This window comes from Stenotrophomonas sp. TWI700 (assembly GCF_039673645.1).
Classification (GTDB): domain Bacteria; phylum Pseudomonadota; class Gammaproteobacteria; order Xanthomonadales; family Xanthomonadaceae; genus Stenotrophomonas; species Stenotrophomonas maltophilia_AA.
In genome coordinates this window covers 20035-45891 of the sequence record NZ_JBDJMB010000009.1, presented here as the reverse complement: position 1 = coordinate 45891, position 25857 = coordinate 20035, and the positions used below count along the sequence as shown (strand labels likewise).

The window sequence follows — 25857 nt, the reverse complement described above, 5'->3', positions numbered from 1 at the left end:
CGGGTATCAGCGCCATGAACAACGGCGGCTTGGAACTCCCGGGCGGCGGCCCAATGTAGGGTGCATCGCCACGAGGACTGCCCATGACCGCTTTCGACCTTTCCCCGCCCACCGACGCCCAGCGCCAGGCCCTGGTGGCCGGGCTCAGCGCCGATGAGCAGCGCGTGCTGCTGCACCATGGCACCGAGGCGCCGTTCTGCGGGGTGTTCCTGGACAACAAGCAGGACGGGGTCTACGGCTGCCGTTTGTGCGGCCTGCCGCTGTTCCGCTCCAGCACCAAGTTCGACTCCGGCACTGGCTGGCCGAGCTTCTTCGCGCCCTTCGACCCGGCCCATGTCCGTGAGATCCGCGACGCCAGCCATGGCATGGTCCGCACCGAAATCGTCTGCGCGCGGTGTGACAGCCATCTCGGCCATGTGTTCCCCGATGGCCCGCCGCCGACCCACGAGCGCCACTGTCTGAATTCGGTCTCGCTGTCGTTCACGCCCAACGGGCAGGCCTATCCGGATCCCCTGCAGCGCGGTGGTGCCGAAGCCGGCGCGGCGGCCTAGGCACGACCGGTCGGCCCGCACGCCTGAGGCCTGCCTGTGGCTTGGCCCGCACGCGCCAGCTCAAAAGTGTGACATTGGTCGAACGCCCCCCTTCAGAAATGGTGTGAAGGGGCCGACATGGAGGTATCCCCTTCCCGCGTCGGCCCCATGCTCATCATCGTTGGACTTCTCGTCGTCATCCTCAGCGTGCTCGGCGGTTATGTGGGCGCGCACGGCAAACTCGGCGCGCTGTGGCAGCCCTATGAACTGGTGATCATCGGCGGCGCCGCGCTGGGCGCGTTCCTGGTCGGCACCCCGGTCAAAACCGTGAAGCAGACCCTGCAGGCCACCGTCGGCGTGTTCAAGGGCCCGCGCTACAAGCAGCAGGACTACATCGACGTCCTCAGCCTGCTCTACGAACTGCTCAACAAGGCCCGTCGCGAAGGCTTCATGGCGCTGGAAGACCACGTCGAGCGCCCGGCCGAGAGCAGCATCTTCGCCAACTACCCCAAGGTGCAGGCCGACCACCACCTGGTCGACTTCATCACCGACTGCCTGCGCCTGATGATCGGCAGCAACATCGAGCCGCATGAGCTGGAGCCGCTGCTGGAGATGGAGCTGGAGAAGCATCACGGCGAGGCGATGCAGCCGGCGGCGGTGCTCAACAAGGTCGCCGACGGCCTGCCGGGCTTCGGCATCGTCGCTGCGGTGCTCGGCATCGTGATCACCATGGGCTCGATCGGCGGCGAGATCACCGAAGTCGGCGCGCACGTCGCCGGCGCACTGGTCGGCACCTTCCTGGGCATCCTGCTGGCCTACGGCTTCGTCGGCCCGCTGGCCTCGGCCGTGGAAGCCCGCGCCGAACAGGACGCGCGCATCTACGAATCGGTGAAGACCGCCCTGCTGGCCTGCCTGCGCGGCTACAACCCGAAGATCGCCCTCGAATTCGCCCGCAAGACCCTGCCGTCCAACGTGCGCCCGGGCTTCAGCGCGTTCGAACAGCACCTCAAGACGGTCAAGTAAGGCAGCGCCATGGCCGAGAACAAACCCACCGTCATCGTCCGCCGGGTCAAGAAGGCCGGCCACGCCGCGCACCATGGCGGTGCCTGGAAGGTGGCCTATGCCGACTTCGTGACCGCGATGATGGCCTTCTTCCTGGTGCTGTGGCTGATGGCCGCCACCACCAAGCCCGAGCGCGCGGCGATCTCCGAATACTTCCGCAACCCCAGCCCGCTGGCCGGCAGCAGTTCCACTCCGGCCCCCGGCATGGCCGGTCCGGGCGGCGCCAGCACCTCGATGATCAAACTGGGTGGCGCCACCGACATCTCGCGCGGCAACAGCAACGATCCCTTCCAGAGCCAGCAGGCCACCAAGCCGGTGCCGCAGACCGATCGCGAGCGGGAGAAGCAGCAGCTCGAAGCGCTCAAGCAGGAGCTGGAAGAAGCGATCAGCAAGAGCCAGGCGCTGGAGCCGTTCAAGGACCAGCTGCTGCTCGACCTCACCCCGGAAGGCCTGCGCATCCAGATCGTGGACAAGCAGAACCGCCCGATGTTCGACATGGGCAGCGCCACGCTCAAGCCTTACACGCGCGAGATCCTGCGGGAGCTGTCGCAGTTCATCAACCACGTGCCGAACCGGATCAGCATCACCGGGCATACCGACACCACCGCGTACAACGCCGTGCATGGCTACAGCAACTGGGAGCTCAGCGCCGACCGCGCCAACGCCGCCCGGCGTGCGCTGCTTGATGGCGGGATGACCGAAGACAAGGTGACCCGTGTGGTCGGCCTGTCCTCCTCGGTGCTGTTCGACCGGACCCAGCCGGACAACCCGATCAACCGCCGGATCAGCATCGTGGTGATGACCAAGGCCGCCGAGGCCGCCGCTCTGGCCGGTGCCGGCCAGGAAGTGGCGCTGTCGCCCACGGCGGCCGACGCGGATATCCAGGCCGCGCTGGCGCCGGCTGTCGCGCCGTAAGGGGCGCGGCGGCGGGAGCTGCAGGGGGGGAATTCAGGGAATCCGTGGAGCCGGCCAGCGGCCGGAGCTGCTGGATGCTTCAAGGAATCCGTGGAGCCGGCCAGCGGCCGGCACTACAATGGGTCTTTCCTTTTGTAGATAGACCGTTCTCATGTCCAAGCAGTCCAAGGCCAAGCGCGACAAGCGCAAGAAGCAGCAGCCCAAGCGTCCGATCAACCGCCTCAACGCCCAGCAGCCGGTGCAGAACCATGCCGTGCTGACCAACGAAGAAGGCCAGGTCGTCGCCGCGATCGGCCTGCAGGGCACCGAGTGGCTGCTGGCCATCGGCGGCCAGACCATGGGCAACGCCGACAACCCGGTGCCGATGCTGGCCATGCTCAAGCACCTGTCCAACGTCCAGGAAAAGGAAGGCCGCAAGGTCAACCTGGAGTACTCGACCCAGCTGCAGCAGCTGATCGACGACCTGGCCGCCGACGAAGGCAAGACCGCCGACGAGTACCTGTCGCAGCTGGTTTCCGAGTTCGAAGGCGTGGAAGGTGACGACGAAGCCGACGCCGAAGAGGCCGCGATCGTGGCCGACGACGCCGCCGCTGCCCCGGCCGATGCCGAGCCGGCCCCGGCCGCCAGCGACGACAAGCCGCAGGCCTGAGCCACGGCGATCCGGTGACGGTCTATATCGACGATGCGGTACACCCCTGGCGCGGCGAGCGCTGGGCGCATCTGATGGCCGACACCCTGCCCGAGCTGCACGCCATGGCGGCGCAGCTCGGGATTCCGCTGCGGGCGTTCCAGAACCGCCGCAGCGGCGCGCACTACGACGTGCCCGCCCCGCTGCGCCTGCAGGCGATCGCCCTGGGCGCACAGGCCATCTCACGGCATACGGACCGCGCGCTGGTCAAAGCGGTCATCGCCAATGCGAGAAGCCAATACCGGTAGGTGCCGACCGTTGGTCGGCACACGCAGACCGCAGTCACGCCGTCAGAACGGATCGCTGCCCGGCCGCACTTCCACGCCCAGCAGCGAGCACAGCGCCAGCATCGCGTCGTCATCGCGGTTGAGCGCCATCCAGCCGGCCAGGGTGTCATTGCCGGTATCCACGCTCCACAGCGCGTAGTTGTGCTCGCGCAGGCGGTCGTGGGCGGTGGCCATCAGCATCGGCGCATCCACCCCGGCGGCGAAATCCTCATCGTCCAGGTCGCCACCCCAGTCGATCTGCAGATTCCAGCGCGCGGACAGCTCGTTGACGGCCGACATCAGCGCATCGGCATCGCTGCGCTCGACCTCGAAGCCGGACTGCCAGGCGATCGCGGCCATCATCGGCGGCAGCCAGTCGGCGTCTTCATCGATGCCTTCACCGCTTTCCAGCAGCGCCTCGCGCCAGCGGTTGAACTGCTGCAGGGCCAGTTCTTCATCGCCCGGGTTGATCAGCACGAACAGGTTCCAGATCCGCGCCTCGAAATCGTCCTCGTCGAAATCGCGTTCCTCTTCTTCGAAGTCGAAATAATCGCTGTTGTCGGGCATGACCGGTATTCCTGGAGACAGGGGCGCATTCTGCCGTGCAAGGGCGTTGGCAGGAAGCGAAATTCGGCGCGGGGCCCGCTGCGGTTTATCCTGTACGCCAGAAGACGGCCTTGGTGGTCGTCAGCATCCTGTGACCATGAGCGATACCCCTCCCGATCACCTGGCGATCAACCCGACCAGCCCCTTCCACGATGCCGCTGCGCTGGAGCGCGGCGTGGGCATCCGCTTCAACGATGTCGAGCGCGACAACGTCGAGGAGTATTCGGTCAGCGAAGGCTGGATCCGCGTGCAGGCCGGCAAGGCCCGTGACCGCCGCGGCAACCCGATGACGATCAAGATCAAGGGCACCGTGGTGGCCTACTTCCTGGATCAGAAGCCGGACGCCTGATCCCACGTCTGCCGGAGACGCTTGATCCCACGTGTGCCGGGGTAGAGCCACCCCATGGGTGGCTGCCCTTCATCCCGGGCGCGGGAATCCCGCCGGGTCCGCGCAGCCACCCATGGGGTGGCTCTACCCTTGGCACGGTGCGGCCTCAATCGCGTTGCCGCGTTTCCAGCAGGTCCAGGTTGCGGATCAGCCGGCGCGAGATCTCATCGGAGATCTTCCCGCGCCGGGTCAGCCGGAACAGCTCTTCGCGCTCGGCGGTGAGCCCGGCGGTGCGCAGCTGGCGATAGCCCTGCTCCATCCGCTTCACCTTTTCCGGATCGGCATCCGGCCCCGCGTCCTTCTCCAGATTGCGCTGGTACAGCAGGCTCACCCGTGAGGCGGCGTCGTTGTAGAGCTGCACGTTCTCGGTGGTCTGGTTCTGCACCAGCTGCTGGCGCGTACGCTCCACCCCGGCCAGCGCGGCCTTGGCGGCGAGCTTGCGGGCCAGGTCTTCTTCCTTGCGCTCGCCCGAATCGGCCGGCAGTTCCAGCCCCTTGAGCAGGCGCGGCAGCGCGATGCTGGCCCCGACCAGCGAGATCAGAATCACCGCCGCGGCCAGGAAGATCACCAGATCGCGCGCCGGGAACGCACTGCCATCGGGCAGGAACAGCGGCAGGGTCAGCACGCCGGCCAGGGTGATCGCACCGCGCACGCCGGCCAGCGAGGTCGCCACCACGATCCGCCACGACGTGCCCGGGCGTGCTTCACCCCGGTGCCGCGCGCGCAGCAGGCTCCAGCGCAGCGACAGCCACACCCAGGCCAGGCGCAGCAGCACCAGCGCCAGGTTGATCACCACCACGTAGACCAGCAGCCACCACGCACTGTGGTGCCCGCTCTCGCTGACCGTCTTGATCGCGCGCTCGACGATGCCGGGCAGCTGCTCGCCAAGCAGCACGAACATGATGCCGTTGAAGCTAAACTGCAGCATGTTCCACACGGCCGTGCGCTGCACGCGCATGCTGCCCGAGACACGGCCGCTCAGTTCCACGTAGCTCATCGTGATGCCCGCGGCGACCGCGGAGAGGATGCCCGAGGCGTTGAACTCTTCGGCCAGCAGGTAGGCGGCGAACGGGATCAGCAGATTCACCAGCAGCGCCGCACCGGGCTCCTCGCCGAAGCGCCGCCACAGCCAGCGCTGGAAGGTCGACACGCCCAGCGTCACCGCCACGCCGATCGCCAACCCGGCCACCGCCACCCACAGGAAGGTCAGCGAGGCCGTCGCCAGCGAGAAGGTGCCGGTCATCACCGCCGCCACCGCGAAGCGGAAGCAGACCAGCCCGGAGGCATCGTTGAGCAGCGACTCGCCTTCCAGGATGTGCATCAGCCGCTTGGGGATCGGCGCGCGCGAGGCGATCGAACTGACCGCCACCGGATCGGTCGGCGAGATGATCGCCGCCAGCGCGAAGGCCACGGCCAGCGGCATCACCGGGATCATCCAGTGGATCAGGAAGCCGGCCCCGATCACGGTGAACACCACCAGCCCGAACGCCAGCTCCAGGATCACGCCTTTATCGCGGAACAGGCCCTGCTTGGGGATGCGCCAGCCATCCAGGAACAGCAGCGGCGGCAGGAACAGCAGGAAGAACATCTCCGGCTCCAGCGCGTGGCCGCGGTTGAACACCCCGGCAATGACCGCGCCCAGCCCGATCTGCACCAGCGGCAGTGGCAGGGACAACGGCAGGACGCGGACCAGGTAGCCGCTGGCGACCACCGCCACCAGCATCGCCAGGACGACTTCAATGGTATGCATGCATTTTCCAGTAAGCAGCGCGGGGGAGGCTGCGGGCAGCCGGCGCCGGAAACAGGAAAAAACGTACCACACGTGCGCCGCCACGCGAATGCGCGGGGCGCACCAGGCTCAGTCGGCGGACAGCAGCTGCGCGTCGGCGCCGTCGAAGCGATAGATGTCCATCGCCAGGAACCCCGCATCGATGCCGGCATCGATACGCTGCGCGCCGAGCGCATCGCCACCGGCCGCACCCATCGCGAAGTGCAGCGGCTGCAGGTGCTCGTCGCTCGGGTGCGCCTGCGCCGCGTGCGGGGCCTGACGGCGGTAGTCCAGGAGTGCGGCGCTGTCATCGGCCTGCAGGCGCTGCTCCACCCACTCGATGAAGGGCCGCACATAGGGCGCCTCCTTGCCGTCCTGATAGCTGCGCCAATCGTGCAGGTTGTGGGTGATGCTGCCCGAGCCGATCAACAGCACGCCCTGCTCGCGCAGCGGTGCCAGCGCGCGCCCCAGCGCGAACTGATGGGCCGGCCCAAGCAGTGGCTGGATCGCCAGCGGCACGACCGGGATCTCCGCCTGCGGGTATAGGAAGCGCAGCGGCACCCAGGCACCGTGGTCGAGGCCGCGCTGCGGATCGATCGCCGTCGGCAGGCCGGCCGCGGTCAGCCGCTGCGCGATCTCCAGGGCCAGTGCGGGGTCGCCCGGCGCCGGGTACTGCAGATCGAACAGCGCCTGTGGAAAACCGCCGAAATCGTGGATCGTGGGCGGCTGGGCATGCCCACCTACCACCGGCTGGTGGGTCAGCCAGTGCGCCGAGGCCATCACGATCGCGCGCGGCCGCGGCAGGCGCGCCGCCAGCGCGGCCAGGCGCTCGCCGACCAGGCCGGGATTCAGCGCGGTCATCGGCGAGCCGTGCGAGATGTAGAGGGAAGGCAAGCGGGACATTACGGACTCCAATAGCGGCACGCCCACCGGGGCGGTTGCTGGATCTCAGACTATTGCGTACGGATCGGCCAATAAATACGATGCATCGACGCTGTTTATTCCGGAAAAAGAAACAATGGACACTCTGGACGCCATGCGTGTGTTTGTCGCCGTGGTCGAGCGCAACGGCTTCAGTGCCGCCGCGCAGGCCCTGGACCTGTCCACGGCGGGGGTCACCCGGCAGATCGCCGCGCTGGAAAAGCGCCTGTCGACCCGCCTGCTCAACCGTACGACCCGCCGCGTGAGCCCCACCAGCACGGGCGCGGCCTATTACGCCGAGTGCGTGCGTCTGCTGGCCGAGTTCGATGCGCTGGAGGCCGGCATCAGCGCGCAGGCGCTGGAGCCCTCCGGACGGCTGCGGATCAACGCGCCGGTCAGCTATGGCATCGCGCGGCTCGGTCCGCTGCTGGCCGGCTATCGCGCGCGCTACCCGCAGGTGGAACTGGACCTGTCGTTGTCCGACCGCCTGGTGGACATGGTCGAAGAAGGCTACGACGTGGCGATCCGCATCACCCGCCAGCCCAGCCCGACCCTGATCGCGCGCAAGCTCGCCGACGTGCAGATCAGCCTGTGCGCGGCGCCGTCGTATCTGGATGCGCATGGCCGCCCGCAGCAGCCTGAAGATCTGTCGGCACACGAGTGCCTGAGTTACAGCTACTGGGCCGGTGGCGATGCCTGGCAGCTGCACGGCCCGCGCGGCGAGGTCTCCGTGCCGGTGCACGGCAGCGTCCGCGCCAACAATGGCGATGTGCTGCGGGAGGCCGCGATCGCCGGCATGGGCATCATCGTGCAGCCGGACTTCCTGGTCGCCGAGGCGATCGCCGATGGCCGATTGGAACGCGTGCTGCCCACGTGGGCGGTGCCCGGCATCGGCATCCATGCGGTGTACACCAGCCGCAGCCATCTGGCGCCCAAGGTCCGCAGCTTCATCGATTACCTGGTCGAAGCACTGGGCTGACCACGCGTGGCGGCGGCCGGGCAGCCCCCGGCGTTACGCCTCCACCGCGTCCAGCTGCGCGATCACCTTGGCCAGCGGCATCGGCCGGCCGAGCAGATAGCCCTGCACCTGGTCGCAGCCGTGCGCGGCCAACCATTGATGCTGGCCCGGGGTCTCCACGCCTTCGGCGATGATGGTCAGGCCCATGCTGTGGCCCAGCGACAGCAGCGCGCGGCAGATCGAGGCATTGCGCGGATTGGTTTCCACGTCCGCCACGAAGCTGCGGTCGATCTTCAGGATGTCCAGCGGCAGATGCTGCAGATAGGACATGTTCGAGTAACCGGTGCCGAAATCATCCAGCGAAATGATGATGCCCTGTTCGTGCAGGCGCTGCATGGTCTGCTTGGCCTGGCCCGGCTTGCGCATCAGGCTGCTCTCGGTCAGCTCGACCTGCAGCGCACCGCGGGCCAGCCCGAACTCCTGGCTGGCGCGGGTGAACTCGGCGACCAGGTCACTGTTGAAGAACTGCACCGCCGAGACGTTCACCGCGATCGGCAGGTCCCAGCCGGCATCGACCAGCTGCCGCTGTGCCTGTGCCGCAGCGCGGATCACCCAGCGGCCAAGCGCGAGGATCAGCCCGGTGTCTTCGCACAGCTGGATGAACTCGCCCGGCGGAATGAAGCTGCCATCCGCCTGCGGCCAGCGCAGCAGGGCTTCCAGCGCGGCCGGGCTGCTGTCGCCGGCGTGGCAGATCGGCTGGTAGTACAGCTCGAACTCGGTATCGATCGCACTGTGGATGCGCCCGGCCAGGCGCAGCCGCTCGGCAAAACGGGAACTCACGGTGGTGTCGTACCACGCGATGACATTGCCTTCGTCGCGCGCCGCATGCGCGGCCTGCGCGGCCATGCCGATGACCTGCTCGGCCGTGCTTGCATCGCCGTCGAACTTCACGGCGACGCCGATGCGCGGCTCGAACTGGTGCAGCCAATCCTGCCCGCGCACCGGTTCGGACACCGTCTGCACCAGCGTATCCAGCGCGGTCTGGCGCTGATGGTCGTCGCGGATGGCGAAGATGAAATCCTCGGCAGGCTGGAAGGCCAGCAGGCCGTAGCGCACGCCGAGCCCGCCCAGGCGCTTGGCCATCGCCTGCAGCACCACGTCGCCGACTTCGCGGCCCAGCGTGTCCGACACCAGCTGCAGGCCGCGGAACTGCACGTACGCGATCGTGTACGCCCCGCCCTCCTCGTCCAGCTGCGCGGCCAGTGCGCGCGTGTTGAGCAGGCCGGTCGCCGGGTTGTGGGTGGCGTGGTAGGCCAGGTCGCGCTCATAGGCCAGCCGCTCGCTGACGTCCTCGGCCAGCACCAGGCAGGCCTGGCGGCCATCGAAATCCAGCCGCGCCAGATGCGCACGCACCTCGAAGACGCTGCCGTCCTTGCGCTGGTGCAGGCGCACCTGCGCGTCCTGCACATCGCCGATGCGGGCCTGCGCGATCGCCCCGCGGATTTCCTCCCAGCCCTCACGCGGGCGGATGTCGAGGATGCTCATCGACAGGAATTCATCGCGGCTGTAGCCGTACTGGCGCACCGCCGCTTCGTTGACCTCGAGGAAGCGCAGCGTGTCCGGATCGAACACCCAGAACGGCGCCGGATTGCGATCGAACAACAGGCGGAACTGGCGCTCGGCCTGCTGCACGCGGGCCAGCGCGTCGACCCGCTCGCTGACATCGGTCAGCGCGCCGATCATGCGCCGCTCGCGGTCCACCACCGCCACCCGCTGGCCGCGCGCGGAGACCCAGCGGATCGCCCCGCCCGGCAACACCAGGCGGAACATTTCATCGAGCACGCCGCTGCCGGCGAACGCGGCGTCGAAGGCCTGCTGCATGCGCGCCGTGTCATCGTGGTGCACCCGCGCGAAGAAATCGGCGAGCGGCAGGCTCTCGATATCGATGCCGAAGATCTCGCGGGCCAGCGGTGACCAGCGCAGCAGGCAGGCATCCTCGTCCACGTACCAGGTGCAGACCTTGCCGACCTGATGGGCCATATGCAGTTCCGCATGGCCGGTACGCAGCTCCTCGCTCAGGCTGTCCTGGTCGCGCGTGGCGCGGCGCAGGCTGACATAGACCGCGCCAAACAGCGCCCAGTACAGCAGGTAGACCGCGACCGAGGCCTGCACATACGGCCACCAGGCCGCCAGCACGTCGCGCCGGCCCAACCCGGCGTACACCGCCAGCGGGTACTGGGCCAGCGTGCTGAGGCTGGAGATGCGTTCGATGCCATCGACTGCGCTGGTCTCGGTCCCCAATGGGGTCAGGGCGTCGCGACGCAGCAGCTCGCGTTTGCCCAGGCCGAAGCGGCGCCCCACCACGCCCACCGGATCGGGGCTGCGCGCCAGCACATAGCCCTGCGGGTCGGTGATCGAAATCACCCCGGCCCCGCCGGTATCCATGCCGCCGATGACCGACTGCAGCTCCGACGTGCGCAGCCGTGCGAGCAGCCAGCGGTCTCCGCCCATGGGCAACGCCAGCGGCAGGATCCAGTGCGCGCTGTCCAGCGCCTGCGGCGGACCGAGGAACAGCTGGCTGCCCCGGCCGCGGTTGTCATCCACTGCCCAGAGCGGCAACTGCAGGTCGCCGCTGCCGCTGGTCAGGGCGCGCCCGTACTGATCGACCACGACGATGCTGTGCAGCTCGGCATGCCGCTGCAGGGTGCCTGCGATGCCCGCATCGAGCAGGTCCGGGGCCTGCGCGGGCACGCGCTGGAACAGCAGCGCGCCGTCCCGGGAAATGCCCTGCATGGCCCGCTCCAGATTGCGCAGCTCCAGCCGCAGCAGGCGCTGGGCACCGGTCGCCAGCGCCGAGCTCTGGCGCTGCGCGGCCTCCTGCCTGCGTTGGCCATCATTGACCAGCATCGCCACCAGCCCGGCGGCCAGCAGCACGCCCAGGCAGACCCCGAGCCACACGAAGGTCCGCAGCGGCCGCGCCAGGGCACGGTTCAACGCGGGCATCGCAACCCTTTTTCCGCACGACAGGCTGACTTCATCTGTAAACGCTTCCTGGTTTCCCCAAACCTGAGCGGCCGCTGCCCGGGATTCTTGACGCCTTGATCGCCACGCGGGCGCCCAGCAGGCGCGCGCGGAATCCGTGCCGCTCCAGCATGCACCAGCGCGCGCGGCACGGGAAGCACCCCGGCGGCGGTTCACCTCGGTGAACCCGGGGGACGGGCACATCCGGTACCCGATGCCGCCGCAGCCGGCATAACCGGGCGCCGGGGACAGGATTAGACTTGGACGTTTCCGTTGCCGAGAAGCTCAATGTCCAAGCTGCGCCGCCCCACCCTGATGCTCGCCATTGCCGCCAGCCTGTCGCTGAGCCTGGCCGCCTGCGACCGCGAGGCCACTGCACCGGCCACTGCCGCGCCTGAGTCCGCTCCGGCGCAACCGGCCGCGCCCACGCCGCAGCTGGGCAGCTTCGGCTTCGATGCCGCCGGCATGGACCGCAGCGTCGCCGCCGGTGATGACTTCTTCGGCTTCGCCAACGGCACCTGGGTCAAGAACACCGAGATTCCGGCCGACCGCTCCAGCTACGGCAGCTTCAACGTCATTTCCGAAAAGACCCTGGCCGACACCCGCGCGATCCTCGAGGGCGCCGCGGCCGATACCAAGGCCGAGGGCGAGACCAAGCTGATCGGCGATTACTACGCCGCCTTCATGGACGAGACCGGCATCGAGTCGCGCGGCACCGCCCCGGTCAAGCCCGAGCTGGACGCCATCGCCGGGATCGGCGACAAGGCCGCGCTCGCCACCGCCCTGGGCGGCACCCTGCGCGCCGACGTCGACCTGCTCAACGCCACCAACTTCTACACCGACCGCCTGTTCGGCGTGTGGGTGTCGGTGGATCTGCTGCAGCCCGACCGCACCGCGCCGTACCTGGTGCAGGGTGGCCTGGGCCTGCCGGACCGCGACTTCTACCTGCAGGGCGGCCGCATGGCCGAGATCCGCAAGCAGTACCAGGCCTACATCGCGCAGGTGCTGCAGCTGGCCGGCGTCGCCGATCCGGCGGGCAAGGCGCAGCGCATCGTCGCGCTGGAGACCAAGATCGCCCAGGCGCATGCCACGCAGGAAGCCACCAACGACGTCGCCAAGGGCGCCAACGCCTGGAAGCAGGCCGACCTGAGCGCGAAGGCGCCGGGCATGGACTGGAGCGCCTTCCTGGCCTCGGCCGGCCTGGACGCCCAGCAGGACTTCATCGTGTGGCAGCCCAAGGCCGTGGCCGGCATTTCGCGCCTGGTCGCCACCGAGCCGCTGGAGGTCTGGAAGGACTACCTGGCCTTCCACGCGCTGGACCGCGCCGCACCGTACCTGCCCAAGTCGTTCGCGGATGCGCGCTTCGCCTTCCACGGCACCACGCTCAACGGGACGCCGCAGCAGAGCGAGCGCTGGAAGCGTGCCGTCGATGACAGCAACCATGCGGTCGGCGAAGCGATCGGCAAGCTGTACGTCGAGCGTCATTTCGACCCGGCCACCAAGGCCCGTGCCGATGAGATGGCCAAGAACATCATCGCCGCGTTCGCCAAGCGCATCGATGCACTGGAGTGGATGTCGCCGCAGACCAAGGCGCGTGCCAAGGCCAAGGTCGAGGGCCTGACCGTCGGTATGGGCTACCCGGACAAGTGGCGCGACTACACCGGCCTGGAGATCAAGCGCGATGACGCGCTGGGCAACGCCGAGCGGGCGGAGCTGTTCGAGTACCGCCGCAACATCGCCAAGCTGGGCAAGCCGGTCGACCACAGCGAGTGGGCGATGCTGCCGCAGACCATCAATGCGATGAACGTGCCGCTGGAGAACCGCCTGGTGTTCCCGGCCGCGATCCTGCAGCCGCCGTTCTTCGATGGTGCGGCCGATGATGCGGTGAACTACGGTGCGATCGGCGCGGTGATCGGCCATGAGATCAGCCATGGGTTCGACAATGCCGGTGCGCTGTTCGATGAGACGGGCAAGCTGCAGAACTGGTGGACGGCGGAGGACCTGAAGCAGTTCAACGCGGCAGGCGACGCGCTGGCGGCGCAGTTCAGCAGCTACAGTCCGTTCCCGGGGGTCTCGGTGAATGGTCGTCTGACGCTGGGCGAGAACATCGCCGATGTGGCGGGTCTGTCGACGGCCTACGATGCGTATCAGTTGTCGCTGCAGGGCAAGCCGGGGCAGACGCTGGAGGGCTTCACGCCGGATCAGCGGTTCTTCCTGGGCTTCGCGCAGGCGTGGCGCAGCAAGGCGCGTGAGCAGGCGTTGCGCAATTCGCTGTTGACCAATGTGCATGCACCGGGCCAGTTCCGTGCGTTGACGGTGCGGAATCTGGATGCGTGGTATCCGGCCTTCGAGGTGAAGGAAGGCCAGAAGCTGTATCTGGCGCCGGAGAAGCGGGTCAAGGTGTGGTGAGGTGGTTCATCGCACTTTGTTGAGATGAAAGAACGGGCGCTTCGGCGCCCGTTTTTCTTTTTTGCCCTGCAAAGCTGCAGAGCTGGAAAGCTGGAAAGCTGGAAAGCTGGAAAGCTACAAAGCTACAAAGCTGGAGCGGAGCAACGGCTGGGGTTTGCGTTTGCGCTGGTTTGGGCAGGCATGGGTGGGGTGTCGGGACCCGCTGCAAGTACGTCCATGTAAGCTCGTATGCCGCCATCCATGGCGGCATACGGTCCCGCCACCCCACCCATGCCCACCCTTTGACAGTGGGCTGGTGCGCAAGGGGAAGAGCAGGCGCGGGCTCTGCGGCTCCGACAGTGATGGTGGGGGCTTTGCTCTGTGGCTTTGCTCTGTGGCTTTGCTCTGTGGCTTTGCTCTGTGGCTTTGCTACTCGGCTGCACGGCATCGCCTTGCTGCTCTGAACTTCCGCTCTGAACAGCTGCGTACTTCGCTGCTCAGCATCCGCACAGCGGACTGGCACTTGGACGTGCACCCTGGCGCTACCACTCAGCCTTGCCGCTCAGCGCCGCTCGCTGGCTTTTGACCTCAGCATGGCCACCGGCCAATTGTCAGGGGGCGGGCACGTGCAGGCTGGAGGGACCGTATGCCGCCATGGATGGCGGCATACGAGCTTACATGGACGTACTTGCAGCGGGTCCCGGAAGCCTGCACGTGTCCGACCCAACCATCAGACACAGGCACTCGCGATTCACCGCTTTAAACCCACTCTGCCAGCACGCTGGCAGGAAGACCCATCCGCGTGCATGCCCGCGTCGCCAGGCCATCCTGCAGTGCACGCCGGAACAGTGGCGCCATGCCCTTCAGCATCGCCGCAGACGCGCGCGACTGGGCACGCTGCATCGGTGTTCGCACCAGCATCGACGTTGCCCAGTCCGGCAACAGCGCCGCGCCGGCGCCGAGGAACACCTCGCGTGACAGCCCGGCCATCGGCACCGGCAGGCGGATGTCCGACAGCACCGCCAACACTTCGCGCGAACGCGCGTCGAACACCAACGCCGATTGCTGCTGCGCGAAGTACGCGTCCACCTCCGCTTCCGAAGCGGGCACATCGGCAGCCCCGAGCGCTTCGGCCACGCGCTTGTACTCACGGTAATACTGATCGGCGATGTCGCCTGGGACGTCGCGGCAATAGCGCCGGCAGCCCTGCAGGAAACCGTAGGCCTCGGTCACATGTACCCAGGTCAGCAAGGCGGGATCGTCGGCGGAATACGCGCGCCCGTCGGCGGTCTGCCCGCGCACCTGCGCGTGGATGCGCGCCACTTTGCTGATCAGCGCCTCGACTTCCGCGGTCGGTGCGTAGGTGGTGCCGGCGACGAACGCGGTGGTGCGGCGCAGGCGGCCAACGAGGTCAGCGCGGAAGTTCGAATGGTCGTAGACGCCGGCCAGGGCGAGCGGATGCAGGGTCTGCAGCATCAGCGCGCACAGGCCGCCGGCGAGCATGCCGGGAAACTCCGAATGCACGCGCCAGGTGATGCTGTCCGGGCCGAACCAGCCGGGGTCGCCCAGCGGCTGGTCGTAATCGATCCCGCTCTGGCCGCGGGGAAAAGCACCCAATACCCAGCGGCGGATCGGGGCGGTGGCGGGGCGGGCAAGCGAACGCAGCAGGGAGGACATCAACAGTACCGAGGGCGGAGCGGACCGGCGTTTTGCGCGGATGCGTCAATTCTGCGTGATACCGGCGGGGCTGGCGAGGACGCTACCGCCAGCGGGCTCTACATTGTGCACGTGCAGCATGAACACCCCCACGTAACGCCTGTTTACCCGGTGATTTACGTGCCGCAATGCGCAAATCCGCTGCGGGTTTCCCCATTCATGCAGGATTGACGCCGGATCTTTGCGCTTTGCCCATTGCCAAGCGCCGTGAAAGTGCTAGAACTGGACCTGCCACAACGTCGTCCAATGCGCTGCCGCACGTTCCAGAAGGAGCTCGTCATGATCGCTTTGTTCAAAGGTTTGGGTTTGCTGTTGCAGGACAACGAGCTGTACAACAGCCCGTTCGAAAAACAGGTCGCGCATTGGCGTAACAAGAGTGAACAGCAGATCCGCGAGGAAGTCGCGGTGCTCGCCAAGGCCAAGGGCCAATGGCTGATGGCCTCGATCGTAGGCTGGCAGGCGTCCTCGCTGCTCATCCTCGGCCTGATCAGCAACTACCTGTGGAAGGATGACTTCCATATCACCTTCACCCGCGTGGTGATCGTGTTCGGTTCGTGGGTCTCGATCCTGTTCGTGATCTGGTTCATGGCCAACATGTTCGATCACACCGCCGGCTTTGAGCGTTGGATGAAGGCCTTCAACAGCCGCGCCCGGATCACCTCCGATGCCGATACGGTGGAGTGCGTGGCCGAAGCACTGGACATGGCCCAGCACTACCCGGAAGTCCTGGATTACAAGCAGGCGGTGAGCGCGAAGCGCGAGCTGCGCCACGAGGACATCCGCATCATGCGCGAGATCGGCCGGATGAAGCAGCACACCGAACTGGTCGGCCAGCTCAACCACGTCGGCGAGCAGCCCAACGGCACCAATCTGCATCTGCAGCCCGCGTTCTGACCCTACTGCAAAGCGGGGGGAGCCACGATGCCACCGTGATCACTCACGGTGGCATCGTTCTTTCTGGACCGCGCTGACGCAGTGCTGGAAGCCGGCCGGCAAGCCCGCCATCTGCTCCGTCTTGCCGACCGCCACGGCCAGCCGGTGCAGCGGCGGGTAAGCACAGTCCTTGTCCTTGGCGCAGCGCGCATCCAGCACCAGGTAATGGCATTGGCCGCTGCTGCTGGCGATGCAGGCGAAGCTGGCCACGCCGTTGTCCACGGTGGTCCTGCTGTGCAGCGTATCCACGCCATTGGCGCGGATGCGGGTGACGGAGGTGTTGCTCGATTGCTGGCAGGCGGCCAGCATCACGACGCAGAGACTGGCGACAACGGCGATACGCATGGGAGGCTCCAGAAGAAGGCGGTTACATCCCGCGGAACAGACTCATGAAGGGCTGGCTGACGTTGAGCACTTCGGTCCGGTGCTTCAAGCGCAGCTGGCCGCGGCCGGTGTCATCGCGGGTGACCGCGGCGACCGCTTTCATGTTCACGATGGTGGAGCGGTGGATCTGGCGGAAACGCTGCGGATCGAGCGCGTCGAGCAGTTCGCGCAACGAGGTGCGCAGCAGGCTTTCACCCTGTTCGGTGACCACGGTGGTGTATTTGCTGTCGGCCCGGAAGTAGATCACGTCTTCGAGCATGATCAGCTGCGTGTCGCGCCCGTTGCTGGCGGTGATCCAGGCCAACGGTGGCGTGCTTGATGCGGCGGCGGGCTGCTGGCCGAGACGCTGCAGCAGCTGCTCGAGCATGCCACTGTCCGGGCGGCCGAGCTGCATGCGCGCCAGGATGCGCTCGCGCGTGGCCAGCAGGCGCTCATCGCTGACCGGCTTGAGCAGGTAGTCGATCGCGCCCTGTTCGAACGCATCAATGGCGTACTGGTCGTAGGCGGTGACGAACACCACCTGGGTGCGCGGGCTGATCTCCGGCAGCGCGCGGGCCACTTCGATGCCGGTGATGCCGGGCATGCGGATGTCGAGCAGGGCCAGATCCGGCTTCAGCTCGGCCAGGCGCTCCAGCGCGCTGGCACCGTCCTCGCATTCGGCCACCAGCCGCAGTTCCGGCCACAACCGCTGCAGCTGGGCGACCAGCGACTGCCGCAGCAGGTCTTCGTCTTCGGCAATGAGCGCATCAAGCTGCATGGATCGCCTCACGGGCATCGCGCGGCAGGGTGATCGTCGCCGCCACACCGCTGGGGAAATTGGACACGATCGCCACGCCGGCGCGTTCGCCACAGGTCAGGCGCAGGCGTTCGCGCAGGTTCTTCAGGCCGATGCCGGAACCGCTGGTGCCCTGGCCGAAGCCGAGGCCATCGTCGGCCACGGTGAGGGTGACATGGTCCTCGAAGGCGCGCGCGATGATCCACACCGTGCCGCCGCCGGGCTTGGGCTCCAGGCCGTGCTTGATCGCGTTCTCGACCAGGGTCTGCAGCGCCATCGAGGGCAGTGCCAGCCCGAGCAGCGCCGGCGGTACGTCCACCTGCAGGGCCAGGCGCGCCCCCATGCGGATCTTGAGAATCTCCAGGTAGGCCTGGGTGCGCTCCAGCTCCACGCCCAGGGTCGACATCGATTCCTCCACGCTGGGCAGCGAGCTGCGCAGGTACTGGATCAGGTGCCCGAGCATCTGGTCGGCGCGGGGCGGATCGGTGCGGGTCAGCACCTGCGCGTTGGCCAGCGTGTTGTAGAGGAAGTGCGGCTCGACCTGGGCATGCAGCAGGTTGAGCTTGGCGACGGACAGCTCCTTCTCGGTGGCGGTCTGCTCGGCAGCGGCCTGCTCGTCGCGGCGCTGTTCGGCGACGCGACGGGTGATCGCGCGGCTGACGGCCTCGGCATTTTCATGATTGCTGCCTTCGTCGACCGCGAGCAGGTCCGCCCAGACCCCGGCATCGGGTTCGAACAGCAGGGTGACGCTGCTGGTGCCCTGCCCCGGGGTGACCGTGGCGAGCACGCTGTTGCGCCGGATCGCCACCCGCGCGGGCAGATTCCAGCGCGACGGCGGGCGGCCGTTGTAGGCGTCCACGCGGCGCACGTACGCCCGCACCTGCAGGCTGCCGGGCGCGCTTTCGATGTCCTCTACGCGGGGCAGCTCTGCAATGGCGGCTTCGAGCAGGGCGAACGCCGGGCCGGCATCCATCGGCAGCTCGATCTGGCGGCGCTGGCGGCTGGACAGCGTGGTGGCATCCAGCCGCCCGGCGACCAGCCAGACCCGGCGGATATGGGTAATGCAGCTGCCCACCGCCGTCACCATCACGAACAGGGCCAGCAGGCCGAAGACCCAGCCGGGACCATCGTTCATGCCGCTGAAGATGCCACTCCAGACGAATCCCGCCACCACGATGGCGGCGGCCCAGGCCAACAGGATGCGGAGGATCAGAGCGAGGCTGGCGAACACGGCGGCGTCATCACATAGGGAGTGAGGCGAGCATAGCCCTGCCGGCAGCGGGAACAAGCGGCATGCGACGAAGGCGGGGAATGGTGGGACGAAGCGGTGTAGAGCCACCCCATGGGTGGCTGGTTTTGGTTCCGGGACCGCGAAGCCACGCATGGCGTGGCTCTACGTCGGGGTTCGGGACCGCGAAGCCACGCATGGCGTGGCTCTACAGCGGGGTCCGGCCGGCGTGCCGGCCGGACGCGGTCTTATTTCCGCTCGGCGGCGCTGGCATCGCGCGGGGCGCGGAACTGGGAGTCGTCGCTCCAGTTCGGCCAGGCACGCGAGTTGGCCAGCTGGTTGCCCAGCGTGTACAGCACTTCCAGATCGCGCGAGGCACCGGCGAAGGTCCAGTCCGGCTGCCACTCGTCGCCCTGCTGGTGGTAGCGCTTGGCGGTGTAGTCATCAGAGGCCGCCTTGCCGGCCGCGACGCCACCCTCCACCCAGTCCTGGCCCGCCGAGTACGACACCGCCGGCACGCCGCGCTTGGCGAACGGGAAGTGATCGGAGCGGAAGAACAGGCCGGCTTCCGGCTTGGGATCCGGGGTGTAGCGGATGTCCCAGCCCTTGGCGACGTCCTTGAGCTGGTCCAGCAGTTCCAGCTTGGCCGAGCCGTAGATGCCGAAGTCACGCGACGGGCTGAAGGGCGCCATGCCGTCCATGTTGATCAGCGCCACGGTCTTGCCGAGCGGGTACAGCGGGTGGCTGGCGTAGTACTCCGAGCCCAGCAGCCCCTTTTCCTCGGCGGTGACGGCCAGGAACAGCACCGAACGTTCCGGACGCTTGGCCTTGGCGAAGCCGCGGGCCAGCTCGACCAGCGAGGCGGTGCCACTGGCGTTGTCCAGCGCGCCGTTGAAGATGGTGTCACCGTTCGCGTCCGGCTTGCCGACGCCGATGTGATCCCAGTGCGCGCTGTAGATCACGGTCTCGTCCGGATGCTTGCTGCCTTCCAGGCGCGCGGCCACGTTGTGCGAGGTGATCACCTCGGTCTTGACCGCGTACTTGGCCGAGAAGGTCTCGCCCTTCAGCTCGACCGGCTTGAAGTCACGGGTCTGCGCCTGCTTCTTGAGCGCCTCGAAATCCAGGCCCGAGCGCTTGAACAGTTCCACCGCCAGATCGCGCTGGATCCAGCCTTCCAGCAGCGGATGCGCTTCGGCCGGATTGTCGCGGACCACGTCGAACATGGTGTTGGTATTGGAACCGGCCACGGTGGCCCAGCCGTACGAGGCCGGTGCGGTTTCGTGCACGATCAGCACGCCGAGGGCACCCTGGCGTGCGCCTTCTTCGTACTTGTAGGTCCAGCGACCGTAGTAGGTCATGCCCTTGCCGTCGAAGTCGCCCTGGCCGGTCTCGAAGTCCGGGTCGTTGATCAGCACGACGGCGATCTTGCCCTTCAGGTCGACGCCCTTGAAGTCGTCCCAGTTGCGCTCACCGGCCTTGACGCCGTAGCCGAGGAAGACCAGCGGGGCGTTCTTGATGTCGACTTCGCTGGCACCGTTCATCGCGGCGCGCACGGCGATTTCCTTGCCCTGGCTCAGCGTCTGCGGCTTGCCCTTGCTGCTCAGCGACAGGCTCGGGGTGCCGACGACATCGCCCTTGAGCAGCGGCACGGCCTGGGTCCACAGGCGCTTGCCGTCCTTGAGGTCGCCGCCCGGCTGCAGGCCGGCCGCCGCGAACTGCCTGCTCAGGAAGGCGATGGTCTTTTCTTCACCGGCCGTGGCCGGCGAGCGGCCCTCGTAGGCATCCGAGGCCAGTTCCTTGACGTCGGCGGAGATCCGCGCGCCATCGAATTTGGGGGTGGCGGCCATCAAGGCCGACGACACCGACAACGCCAACAGGCTGATTACCACACGCTTCACGCTGCACCTCATGACTGACCGACAATCGCCCGAGTGTAGGCCAGAGCCGCCGCCCGGTGCAGTGCCGGTCTACACAGCCGCCGCGCGTGCCAACAGCAGCGCCTTCTCGCGCGCGTTGGCGGTCAGCGTGGCCGCGCGCTCGAACGCCGCCCGCGCGTCCTCGCTGCGACCCAGCCGGGCAAGGAGGTCGCCCTGGACCGCGGCCAGCGGCGCGTAGTCGCGCAGCCGTGCGTCGCCAGCGAGCGCATCGACCAGGGGCCAAGCCGCGGCCGCCCCCTCCGCGCGCGACAGGGCGACCGCATGGTTCAAGGCGATCACCGGCGACGGCTGGCGCTGGGCCAGGCGTGCATAGAGCGCCGTCATTCGCGCCCAATCGGTGTCTTCGGCACGGCGCGCGCGCGCATGGCACTCGGCGATGGCCGCCTGCAGGACGTACGGATCCTCGCTGCCCCCCAGTGCCACCGCCTGCTGCAGCGCCGCCTGTCCACGGCCGATCTGCAGCCAGTCCCAGCGCGCGCGGTCCTGCTCGGGCAGCAGGATCGGCGTGCCGGTGGCATCCGTGCGCGCGGCGGTGCGCGAGGCCTGCAGTTCCATCAGGGCGAGCAGCCCCTGCACCTGCGGCCAGGTCGGCAACCGACTGGCCAGCACGCGGCCCAGCCGCAGCGCTTCATCGCACAGCGCCGGACGCATCCAGTCATCGCCGGCACTCGCGGCGTAGCCTTCGTTGAAGATGAGATAGACCACCTCCAGCACCGACGCCAACCGCTCCGGCAACGCCGCCTGGCGCGGTACTTCGAACGGCACCTGCTTCTGCGCCAGCGTGCGTTTGGCGCGCACGATGCGCTGGGCGATGGTCGGCTCGGGTGCGAGGAAGGCCCGTGCGATCTCGTCGGTGGTCAGCCCGCCCAGCAGGCGCAGGGTGAGTGCCACCCGCGCGTCGGCCGCCAGTACCGGATGACAGGCCACGAACATCAGCCGCAGCAGGTCATCGCCGATGTCGTCTTCCAGCGCGTCGCTGTCATCCGGCGCAGGCAACGCCAGCGGCTCCAGTTCACTGCCGTACTGCGCGTGCTGCCCGGCGACGCGCTGGTGCTGGCGCAGCACATCGATGGCGCGGTTGCGCGCGGTGGTCATCAGCCACGCTCCGGGATTGTCCGGTACGCCCTGGCTGGGCCAGCGCTCCAGCGCGGCCAGCCAGGTGTCCTGGACCAGCTCTTCGGCACGGCCGACATCGCCGCCAAGCAGGCGGGTCAGGCGGGCGGTCAGCACTGGCGCCTCCATGCGCCAGATCGTGTCCAGTCGTTGCGTCAGTGCCGTGTCCATGCGGCCGATCAAAGCACCGGTGCGGCCGGGGCACAAGCCGCACCGCGCCGTGCCATCACCCCGGTTCGCCGTCCATGTGTGCGATTTCCCACAGATGGCCGTCCAGGTCCTGGAAGCCGCGCTGGTACATGAAGCCGTAATCGCGCGCCGGCTGCGGTTCGCGGGCACCCGCCTTCAGCGCCGTGTCCACCAGCGCATCGACTGCCTTGCGGCTCTCGGCCGACAGGCAGGTGATCACCTCGGTCTGCCGCCGCGCATCGCTGATCGGCTGGGTCGTGAACTGGGCGAAGAAGGACTCCACCAGCAGCATCACGAAGATACTGTCGCTGATGATCATGCAGGCCGCGTTCTCATCGGTGAAGGTCGGGTTGAAGCTGTAGCCGAGCGCGGCGAAGAACGCCTTGGAGGCCTCCAGGTCGCGCACCGGGAGATTGACGAAGATCATCTGTTGCGTCGCGTTGGACATGCGTGCGTTTCCTGTTGGACGTGGGAATCAGGGCTGCTTCATGCAATTGACCATCCACGGCTTGCCGTAGCGGTCGATCAGAAAGCCCCAACGATGGGCCCAGAACGTTTCGGTGATCGGCATCTTGATCTCGCCGCCGTCGGCCAGGGCCTTGAACACGCGCTCGGCCTCCTCGATCGAGTCGACATCGATGTTGATCGTGGTGCCGCCCTGCCCTTCCGGGGACGGACCGTCGGCGGCCATCAGGATCGCCGGACCGACCTCCAGCTGGCTGTGAGCGACATGGTCCAGTGTCTCCGGCGGCATCTCGCCACAGCCTTCCTGGCTTTCCATCGGTGGCATGTCGCGGTACTTCATTTCCGAGGTGACCTCGCCGCCGAGTACCTGCGCGTAGAAGGCCATGGCTTCATGGGTCTTGCCGTTGAAGCCGAGGAACGGAATCAGTTTCATGGGAATGCTCCAGGGGTGAGGGGTGGGTCAATCGGCCGCGCCGATCTGGTCGCGCAGACGCTGTTCCTGCGCCTGTAATTCGGGGGTGAAGGCCGCGCCGAAATCCTCGGCGCTGAGAATCGGGCGGAGCTCGACCACGTCACCCGGCGCGAACGGCGCACGCTTCAGCCATTCGGTGGCTTCGTCCAGCGAACGGACCTGCCAGAGCCAGAAGCCGCAGACCAGCTCGCGGGTTTCCGCGAACGGGCCATCGATCACGCACGGCGGTTCGCTGCCGAACGCCACCCGGCGCGCACGCGAGGTCGGGTGCAGGCCCTCGCCGGCCAGCATGATCCCGGCCTGGACCAGTTGCTCGTTGTAGGCGCCCATGGCGCGGATCTCCTGCTCGGTCGGCAGCTGTCCGGCCTCGGTGGCCGCGGTGGCCTTGACCAGTACCATGACTTTCATCGGTGTCTCCTTCGGGGCCGGCCCGTATCCGGGCCGTTCAAGGGATACAACGTTGCAGTGAGCCGGAAATCGACACGCCCGCCAAAAAAAATGTCGATGCCGTCGGCCAGCCGTCGCAGACAGCCTGAACAGGCGCGTCCTGTCGCGCTGCAACACGGCTGCCGCGTGGCCTGGGGCATGATGATGGCCCTGCCCATTCCCTGGCCTGGCCATGCAATTCCTGCTGCTGATCTACATCGACGAGGGCCTGTTGCAGGCCCTGCCAGGCGAGGAGTACGACCGCCTGATGCACGACTGCCTGCGCCACGCTGATGCGTTGCAGGCCGAGGGCACGCTGGTGCTCGCGCAGAAACTGGAGCCGGTGGACAGCGCGCGCACGGTGCGCGTGCGCCAGGGCCAGGCCCGCATCACCGATGGCCCGTTCGCCGAGACCCATGAACTGCTGGCCGGCTTCAACCTGATCAACGCCCCCGACCCCGCCGAGGCGATGCGCATCGCCCAGCAGTTTCCGTGGTCGCGCTTCGGCAGCATCGAGGTACGGCCGCTGGCCGACATGGACGCCGAGCGCGTGCGCGTCGGCGCCTGATACCGCTCAGGGCAGCAGCGTGATCTTCAGATCGCGCGGACCGATCGCTTCATTGCCGCTGTAGTCGCGTGCACTGCCACGCAGGATGTAGTCACCGGCCGGCAACGCATCGGGCTGCCAGCGTGCGGTCTCGACCAGGCCATCGCGCACGGTGTTGGTGACCAGATAGCGGAACCGCGTGATCGCGCTGCCATGCACGGTGATGCCACTGTCCGGTGCATAGGCCACGCGGGTGGCGCTGTCTTCGCGCGGCATCCGGTTGAACACGATGTTGAAGCGCGGCTGCTCGTAGCCCGCCAGCGGCCGGCCCTGTGCATCCAGCACCTGGTAGCCGACCTGATACAGGCCCAGCCGACGCCGCGGCAGGTTGCGGTCGACCTGGTCCCAGGCCTCCACCACGATCTGCACTCCCGGGCCTTGGCGCGGTATCGCAACGCGGCCGTCGGCACCGGCCGTGATCGGCTGGTCGAGATCGTCCAGTACGGCCACGTCGGTGATGCGCGGCGCGAAGGCATCGGCGTAACCGGTAAAGCCCAGCGCCACCGCATTGCGTTCGAAGCCGCTGGCACCCACGCTCAGGTGCACGTGCGCCATGCGGTTGATGGTGCCGAGCGCTTCACCTGCGGCGAAGCGGGTGCCGCGGCGCACGCGGATGCGCTGCAACCTGCCGTCCTCACCGGACAGCTGCTGCCAGCGCGCATCGAACTGGCGGTCGCGCGGATCGCGGCCGACCTTCATGTGAATGTACCTGAGCGACCCCAGCGACAGGCCCTCGGCCTGCCCGCCCACCGACCACGCCGCGAACGGGGTGTCGACCTTGCCATCGGCGATCGCCAGCACCGGCTGGCCGACATCGCCGCGGATATCAAAGCCGCCGTGCAGGTGATGGCGGCTCTCCCCCTTGAAGTCGCCGCGCACTTCACCCAGCGTGCCGGCCACTTCATGCCACCCCTCCTGCGGGGCCAGCGGCCAACGGCCGGCGGTGGCGGGCAGCGGGGCGTCCGGCGCCGGGCCGATCAGGGCCGGCGGTGCGGTCTGGCCTGCGGCCAACGGACTCAGGCGATGCACACGGTAGGACGCGGCATCGGCCAGATACAGCCCACCGCCCGCATCCAGCGCGAGCGCGGTGGGGCGGGCGAAACGTGGTTGCGGCGGCACCCCGGCCAGCGCGAGCTGGTGGCCCTGCGCCGAAATCTGCACCACCTTGCCATTGATGTCGCTGGCATAGATCACCCCGTCGTGGGTCACCGCCAGGGACAGCGGACCGCTGAGCAGCCCTCCATCGGCAACGCGGGTACTGAGCGTGCCATCCGGGGCGAGCTGGCGGATCGCGTTGTTGAACAGGTCGGCGATCAGCAGGTTGCCGTGCGCATCCAGCGCCAGCGCCACCGGTGTATCCAGCCGCGTGAGCGCACCGCTCCCATCGGCGTTGCCCGGGCGTTCGCCGCCGGCCACGGTATGCACCCGCCCATCGGGCTCGATCACGCGGATGCGATCGTTGTAGCTATCGGCCACGTAGACACGGCCCCCCGCGTCCACCGCCACGCCCATCGGCCCATCGAAACGCGCCTGCGCGGCCGGCCCATCGACGAACCCCCGCTGGCCATCGCCGGCGAGCGTGCTCACCGTGCCATCCACCGCGATGCGCCGGATGACATGGTTGCCGGTGTCGGCGACGAAGACAGTGCCGGCGGCATCCACTGCGATACCGGACGGCGTGTTGAACTGCGCCTGCATCGCAGCGCCGTCGCGCCAGCCTTCGCCCTGCCCGGCCAGGGTGTCCACGCGACCGTCGGGATGTACGCGACGGATGCGGTTGTTGTCGCCGGCATCGGCGATGTAGACCACGCGGTGGGCGTCGACGGCCAGCCCATACGGATCGGCGAAGCGTGCCTGGGTGGCGGGGCCGTCTGCAGCGCCGCCGACGCCGTCGCCGGCCAGCACGCGGATCTCCGGCGTCCACCCCAGCACGGTCGCCACCGGGCCTGGCGGCGGCGATGGCGGCGATGGCTCACGCAGGAAGGTCCATGCGAGCACCGCAGCGGTAGCCGCCGCGATCATTCCTGCCCATGCGTTGCGTCCCATTGCGATCCCTGCATTCCAAAGGGCACTGACGATACGGCCTGCGCGCGGATCTGCA

Annotated in this window: 24 protein-coding genes; 10 read left to right on the top strand and 14 right to left on the bottom strand. The window is 67.8% G+C overall.

What is annotated here, in order from left to right:
• The first annotated feature begins 83 nt into the window (after positions 1–83).
• From msrB to ABE473_RS09045, 5 genes are all read left to right on the top strand, one after another.
• Positions 84–551 (top strand): peptide-methionine (R)-S-oxide reductase MsrB, encoded by a 468-nt coding sequence (gene msrB, locus ABE473_RS09065; protein ID WP_176990638.1) that lies wholly within the window; start codon positions 84–86, stop codon positions 549–551.
• A gap of 147 nt (positions 552–698) precedes the next feature.
• A complete protein-coding gene (gene motA, locus ABE473_RS09060) occupies positions 699–1553 on the top strand; it encodes a flagellar motor stator protein MotA (RefSeq protein ID WP_176990637.1) in 855 nt (284 codons plus the stop codon).
• 9 nt (positions 1554–1562) lie between these two features.
• The gene (gene motB / locus ABE473_RS09055; RefSeq protein ID WP_346489237.1) at positions 1563–2507 is read left to right on the top strand and encodes a flagellar motor protein MotB; all 945 of its coding nucleotides are present in this window, start codon (positions 1563–1565) and stop codon (positions 2505–2507) included.
• Positions 2508–2658: 151 nt separating this feature from the next.
• Positions 2659–3156: a hypothetical protein gene (locus tag ABE473_RS09050; RefSeq protein ID WP_346489236.1), complete on the top strand. Its 498-nt coding sequence runs from the start codon at positions 2659–2661 to the stop codon at positions 3154–3156.
• 14 nt (positions 3157–3170) lie between these two features.
• Positions 3171–3443, top strand: a complete 273-nt coding sequence (locus tag ABE473_RS09045; protein ID WP_176990634.1) for a DUF4031 domain-containing protein — start codon at positions 3171–3173, stop codon at positions 3441–3443.
• Between the two features lie 42 nt (positions 3444–3485).
• Here the strand turns inward: ABE473_RS09045 and ABE473_RS09040 are convergent, their stop codons facing one another.
• On the bottom strand, positions 3486–4028 hold the full coding sequence (locus tag ABE473_RS09040) for a hypothetical protein (RefSeq protein WP_179461101.1): 543 nt from the start codon (positions 4026–4028) through the stop codon (positions 3486–3488).
• 136 nt (positions 4029–4164) lie between these two features.
• Between ABE473_RS09040 and ABE473_RS09035 the strand changes: the two genes are divergently transcribed.
• Positions 4165–4416 carry a DUF3297 family protein gene (locus ABE473_RS09035; RefSeq protein WP_259261709.1) on the top strand — a complete coding sequence of 84 codons (252 nt, stop codon included), beginning with the start codon at positions 4165–4167 and terminating at the stop codon, positions 4414–4416.
• Positions 4417–4561: 145 nt separating this feature from the next.
• Here ABE473_RS09035 and ABE473_RS09030 read toward each other — a convergent pair whose 3' ends face one another.
• Both ABE473_RS09030 and ABE473_RS09025 read right to left on the bottom strand, forming a co-directional pair.
• Positions 4562–6205: a Na+/H+ antiporter gene (locus tag ABE473_RS09030; RefSeq protein WP_176990632.1), complete on the bottom strand. Its 1644-nt coding sequence runs from the start codon at positions 6203–6205 to the stop codon at positions 4562–4564.
• 108 nt (positions 6206–6313) lie between these two features.
• A complete protein-coding gene (locus ABE473_RS09025; protein ID WP_346489235.1) occupies positions 6314–7126 on the bottom strand; it encodes a class III extradiol ring-cleavage dioxygenase in 813 nt (270 codons plus the stop codon).
• Between the two features lie 115 nt (positions 7127–7241).
• Between ABE473_RS09025 and ABE473_RS09020 the strand changes: the two genes are divergently transcribed.
• Positions 7242–8123, top strand: coding sequence for a LysR family transcriptional regulator (locus ABE473_RS09020; RefSeq protein WP_346489234.1), 882 nt, complete (start codon positions 7242–7244; stop codon positions 8121–8123).
• A 33-nt stretch (positions 8124–8156) separates the two neighbouring features.
• Here ABE473_RS09020 and ABE473_RS09015 read toward each other — a convergent pair whose 3' ends face one another.
• A complete protein-coding gene (locus tag ABE473_RS09015; RefSeq protein WP_346489233.1) occupies positions 8157–11105 on the bottom strand; it encodes an EAL domain-containing protein in 2949 nt (982 codons plus the stop codon).
• Positions 11106–11411: 306 nt separating this feature from the next.
• Here ABE473_RS09015 and ABE473_RS09010 point away from each other — a divergent pair, with 306 nt between their 5' ends.
• Positions 11412–13532 (top strand): M13 family metallopeptidase, encoded by a 2121-nt coding sequence (locus ABE473_RS09010; RefSeq protein ID WP_346489232.1) that lies wholly within the window; start codon positions 11412–11414, stop codon positions 13530–13532.
• A 738-nt stretch (positions 13533–14270) separates the two neighbouring features.
• Here the strand turns inward: ABE473_RS09010 and ABE473_RS09005 are convergent.
• Positions 14271–15188, bottom strand: coding sequence for an oxygenase MpaB family protein (locus ABE473_RS09005; RefSeq protein WP_346489231.1), 918 nt, complete (start codon positions 15186–15188; stop codon positions 14271–14273).
• Positions 15189–15506: 318 nt separating this feature from the next.
• Between ABE473_RS09005 and ABE473_RS09000 the strand changes: the two genes are divergently transcribed.
• Complete coding sequence (locus tag ABE473_RS09000) at positions 15507–16121, top strand: hypothetical protein (RefSeq protein ID WP_176990458.1); 615 nt, start codon at positions 15507–15509, stop codon at positions 16119–16121.
• Positions 16122–16160: 39 nt separating this feature from the next.
• Here ABE473_RS09000 and ABE473_RS08995 read toward each other — a convergent pair whose 3' ends face one another.
• The 8 genes from ABE473_RS08995 to ABE473_RS08960 form a co-directional block, all read right to left on the bottom strand.
• The gene (locus tag ABE473_RS08995; protein ID WP_346489230.1) at positions 16161–16505 is read right to left on the bottom strand and encodes a hypothetical protein; all 345 of its coding nucleotides are present in this window, start codon (positions 16503–16505) and stop codon (positions 16161–16163) included.
• Positions 16506–16527: 22 nt separating this feature from the next.
• Positions 16528–17301 (bottom strand): LytTR family DNA-binding domain-containing protein, encoded by a 774-nt coding sequence (locus tag ABE473_RS08990; RefSeq protein ID WP_088432747.1) that lies wholly within the window; start codon positions 17299–17301, stop codon positions 16528–16530.
• On the bottom strand, positions 17291–18550 hold the full coding sequence (locus ABE473_RS08985) for a histidine kinase (protein ID WP_176990461.1): 1260 nt from the start codon (positions 18548–18550) through the stop codon (positions 17291–17293). Before ABE473_RS08985 ends, ABE473_RS08990 begins: the two co-directional genes overlap by 11 nt.
• A gap of 245 nt (positions 18551–18795) precedes the next feature.
• Positions 18796–20445, bottom strand: a complete 1650-nt coding sequence (locus tag ABE473_RS08980; RefSeq protein ID WP_346489229.1) for a M28 family metallopeptidase — start codon at positions 20443–20445, stop codon at positions 18796–18798.
• A gap of 69 nt (positions 20446–20514) precedes the next feature.
• On the bottom strand, positions 20515–21768 hold the full coding sequence (locus ABE473_RS08975) for a sigma-70 family RNA polymerase sigma factor (RefSeq protein WP_346489228.1): 1254 nt from the start codon (positions 21766–21768) through the stop codon (positions 20515–20517).
• A gap of 55 nt (positions 21769–21823) precedes the next feature.
• Positions 21824–22234 carry a VOC family protein gene (locus ABE473_RS08970; RefSeq protein ID WP_176990464.1) on the bottom strand — a complete coding sequence of 137 codons (411 nt, stop codon included), beginning with the start codon at positions 22232–22234 and terminating at the stop codon, positions 21824–21826.
• 27 nt (positions 22235–22261) lie between these two features.
• Positions 22262–22684 (bottom strand): VOC family protein, encoded by a 423-nt coding sequence (locus ABE473_RS08965; RefSeq protein WP_346489227.1) that lies wholly within the window; start codon positions 22682–22684, stop codon positions 22262–22264.
• Positions 22685–22711: 27 nt separating this feature from the next.
• Positions 22712–23131: a YciI family protein gene (locus ABE473_RS08960; protein WP_346489226.1), complete on the bottom strand. Its 420-nt coding sequence runs from the start codon at positions 23129–23131 to the stop codon at positions 22712–22714.
• A 211-nt stretch (positions 23132–23342) separates the two neighbouring features.
• Here ABE473_RS08960 and ABE473_RS08955 point away from each other — a divergent pair, with 211 nt between their 5' ends.
• The gene (locus tag ABE473_RS08955; protein ID WP_346489225.1) at positions 23343–23717 is read left to right on the top strand and encodes a YciI family protein; all 375 of its coding nucleotides are present in this window, start codon (positions 23343–23345) and stop codon (positions 23715–23717) included.
• 6 nt (positions 23718–23723) lie between these two features.
• Here ABE473_RS08955 and ABE473_RS08950 read toward each other — a convergent pair whose 3' ends face one another.
• Positions 23724–25802, bottom strand: a complete 2079-nt coding sequence (locus ABE473_RS08950; protein WP_346489224.1) for a gluconolaconase — start codon at positions 25800–25802, stop codon at positions 23724–23726.
• Positions 25803–25857 lie beyond the last annotated feature (55 nt).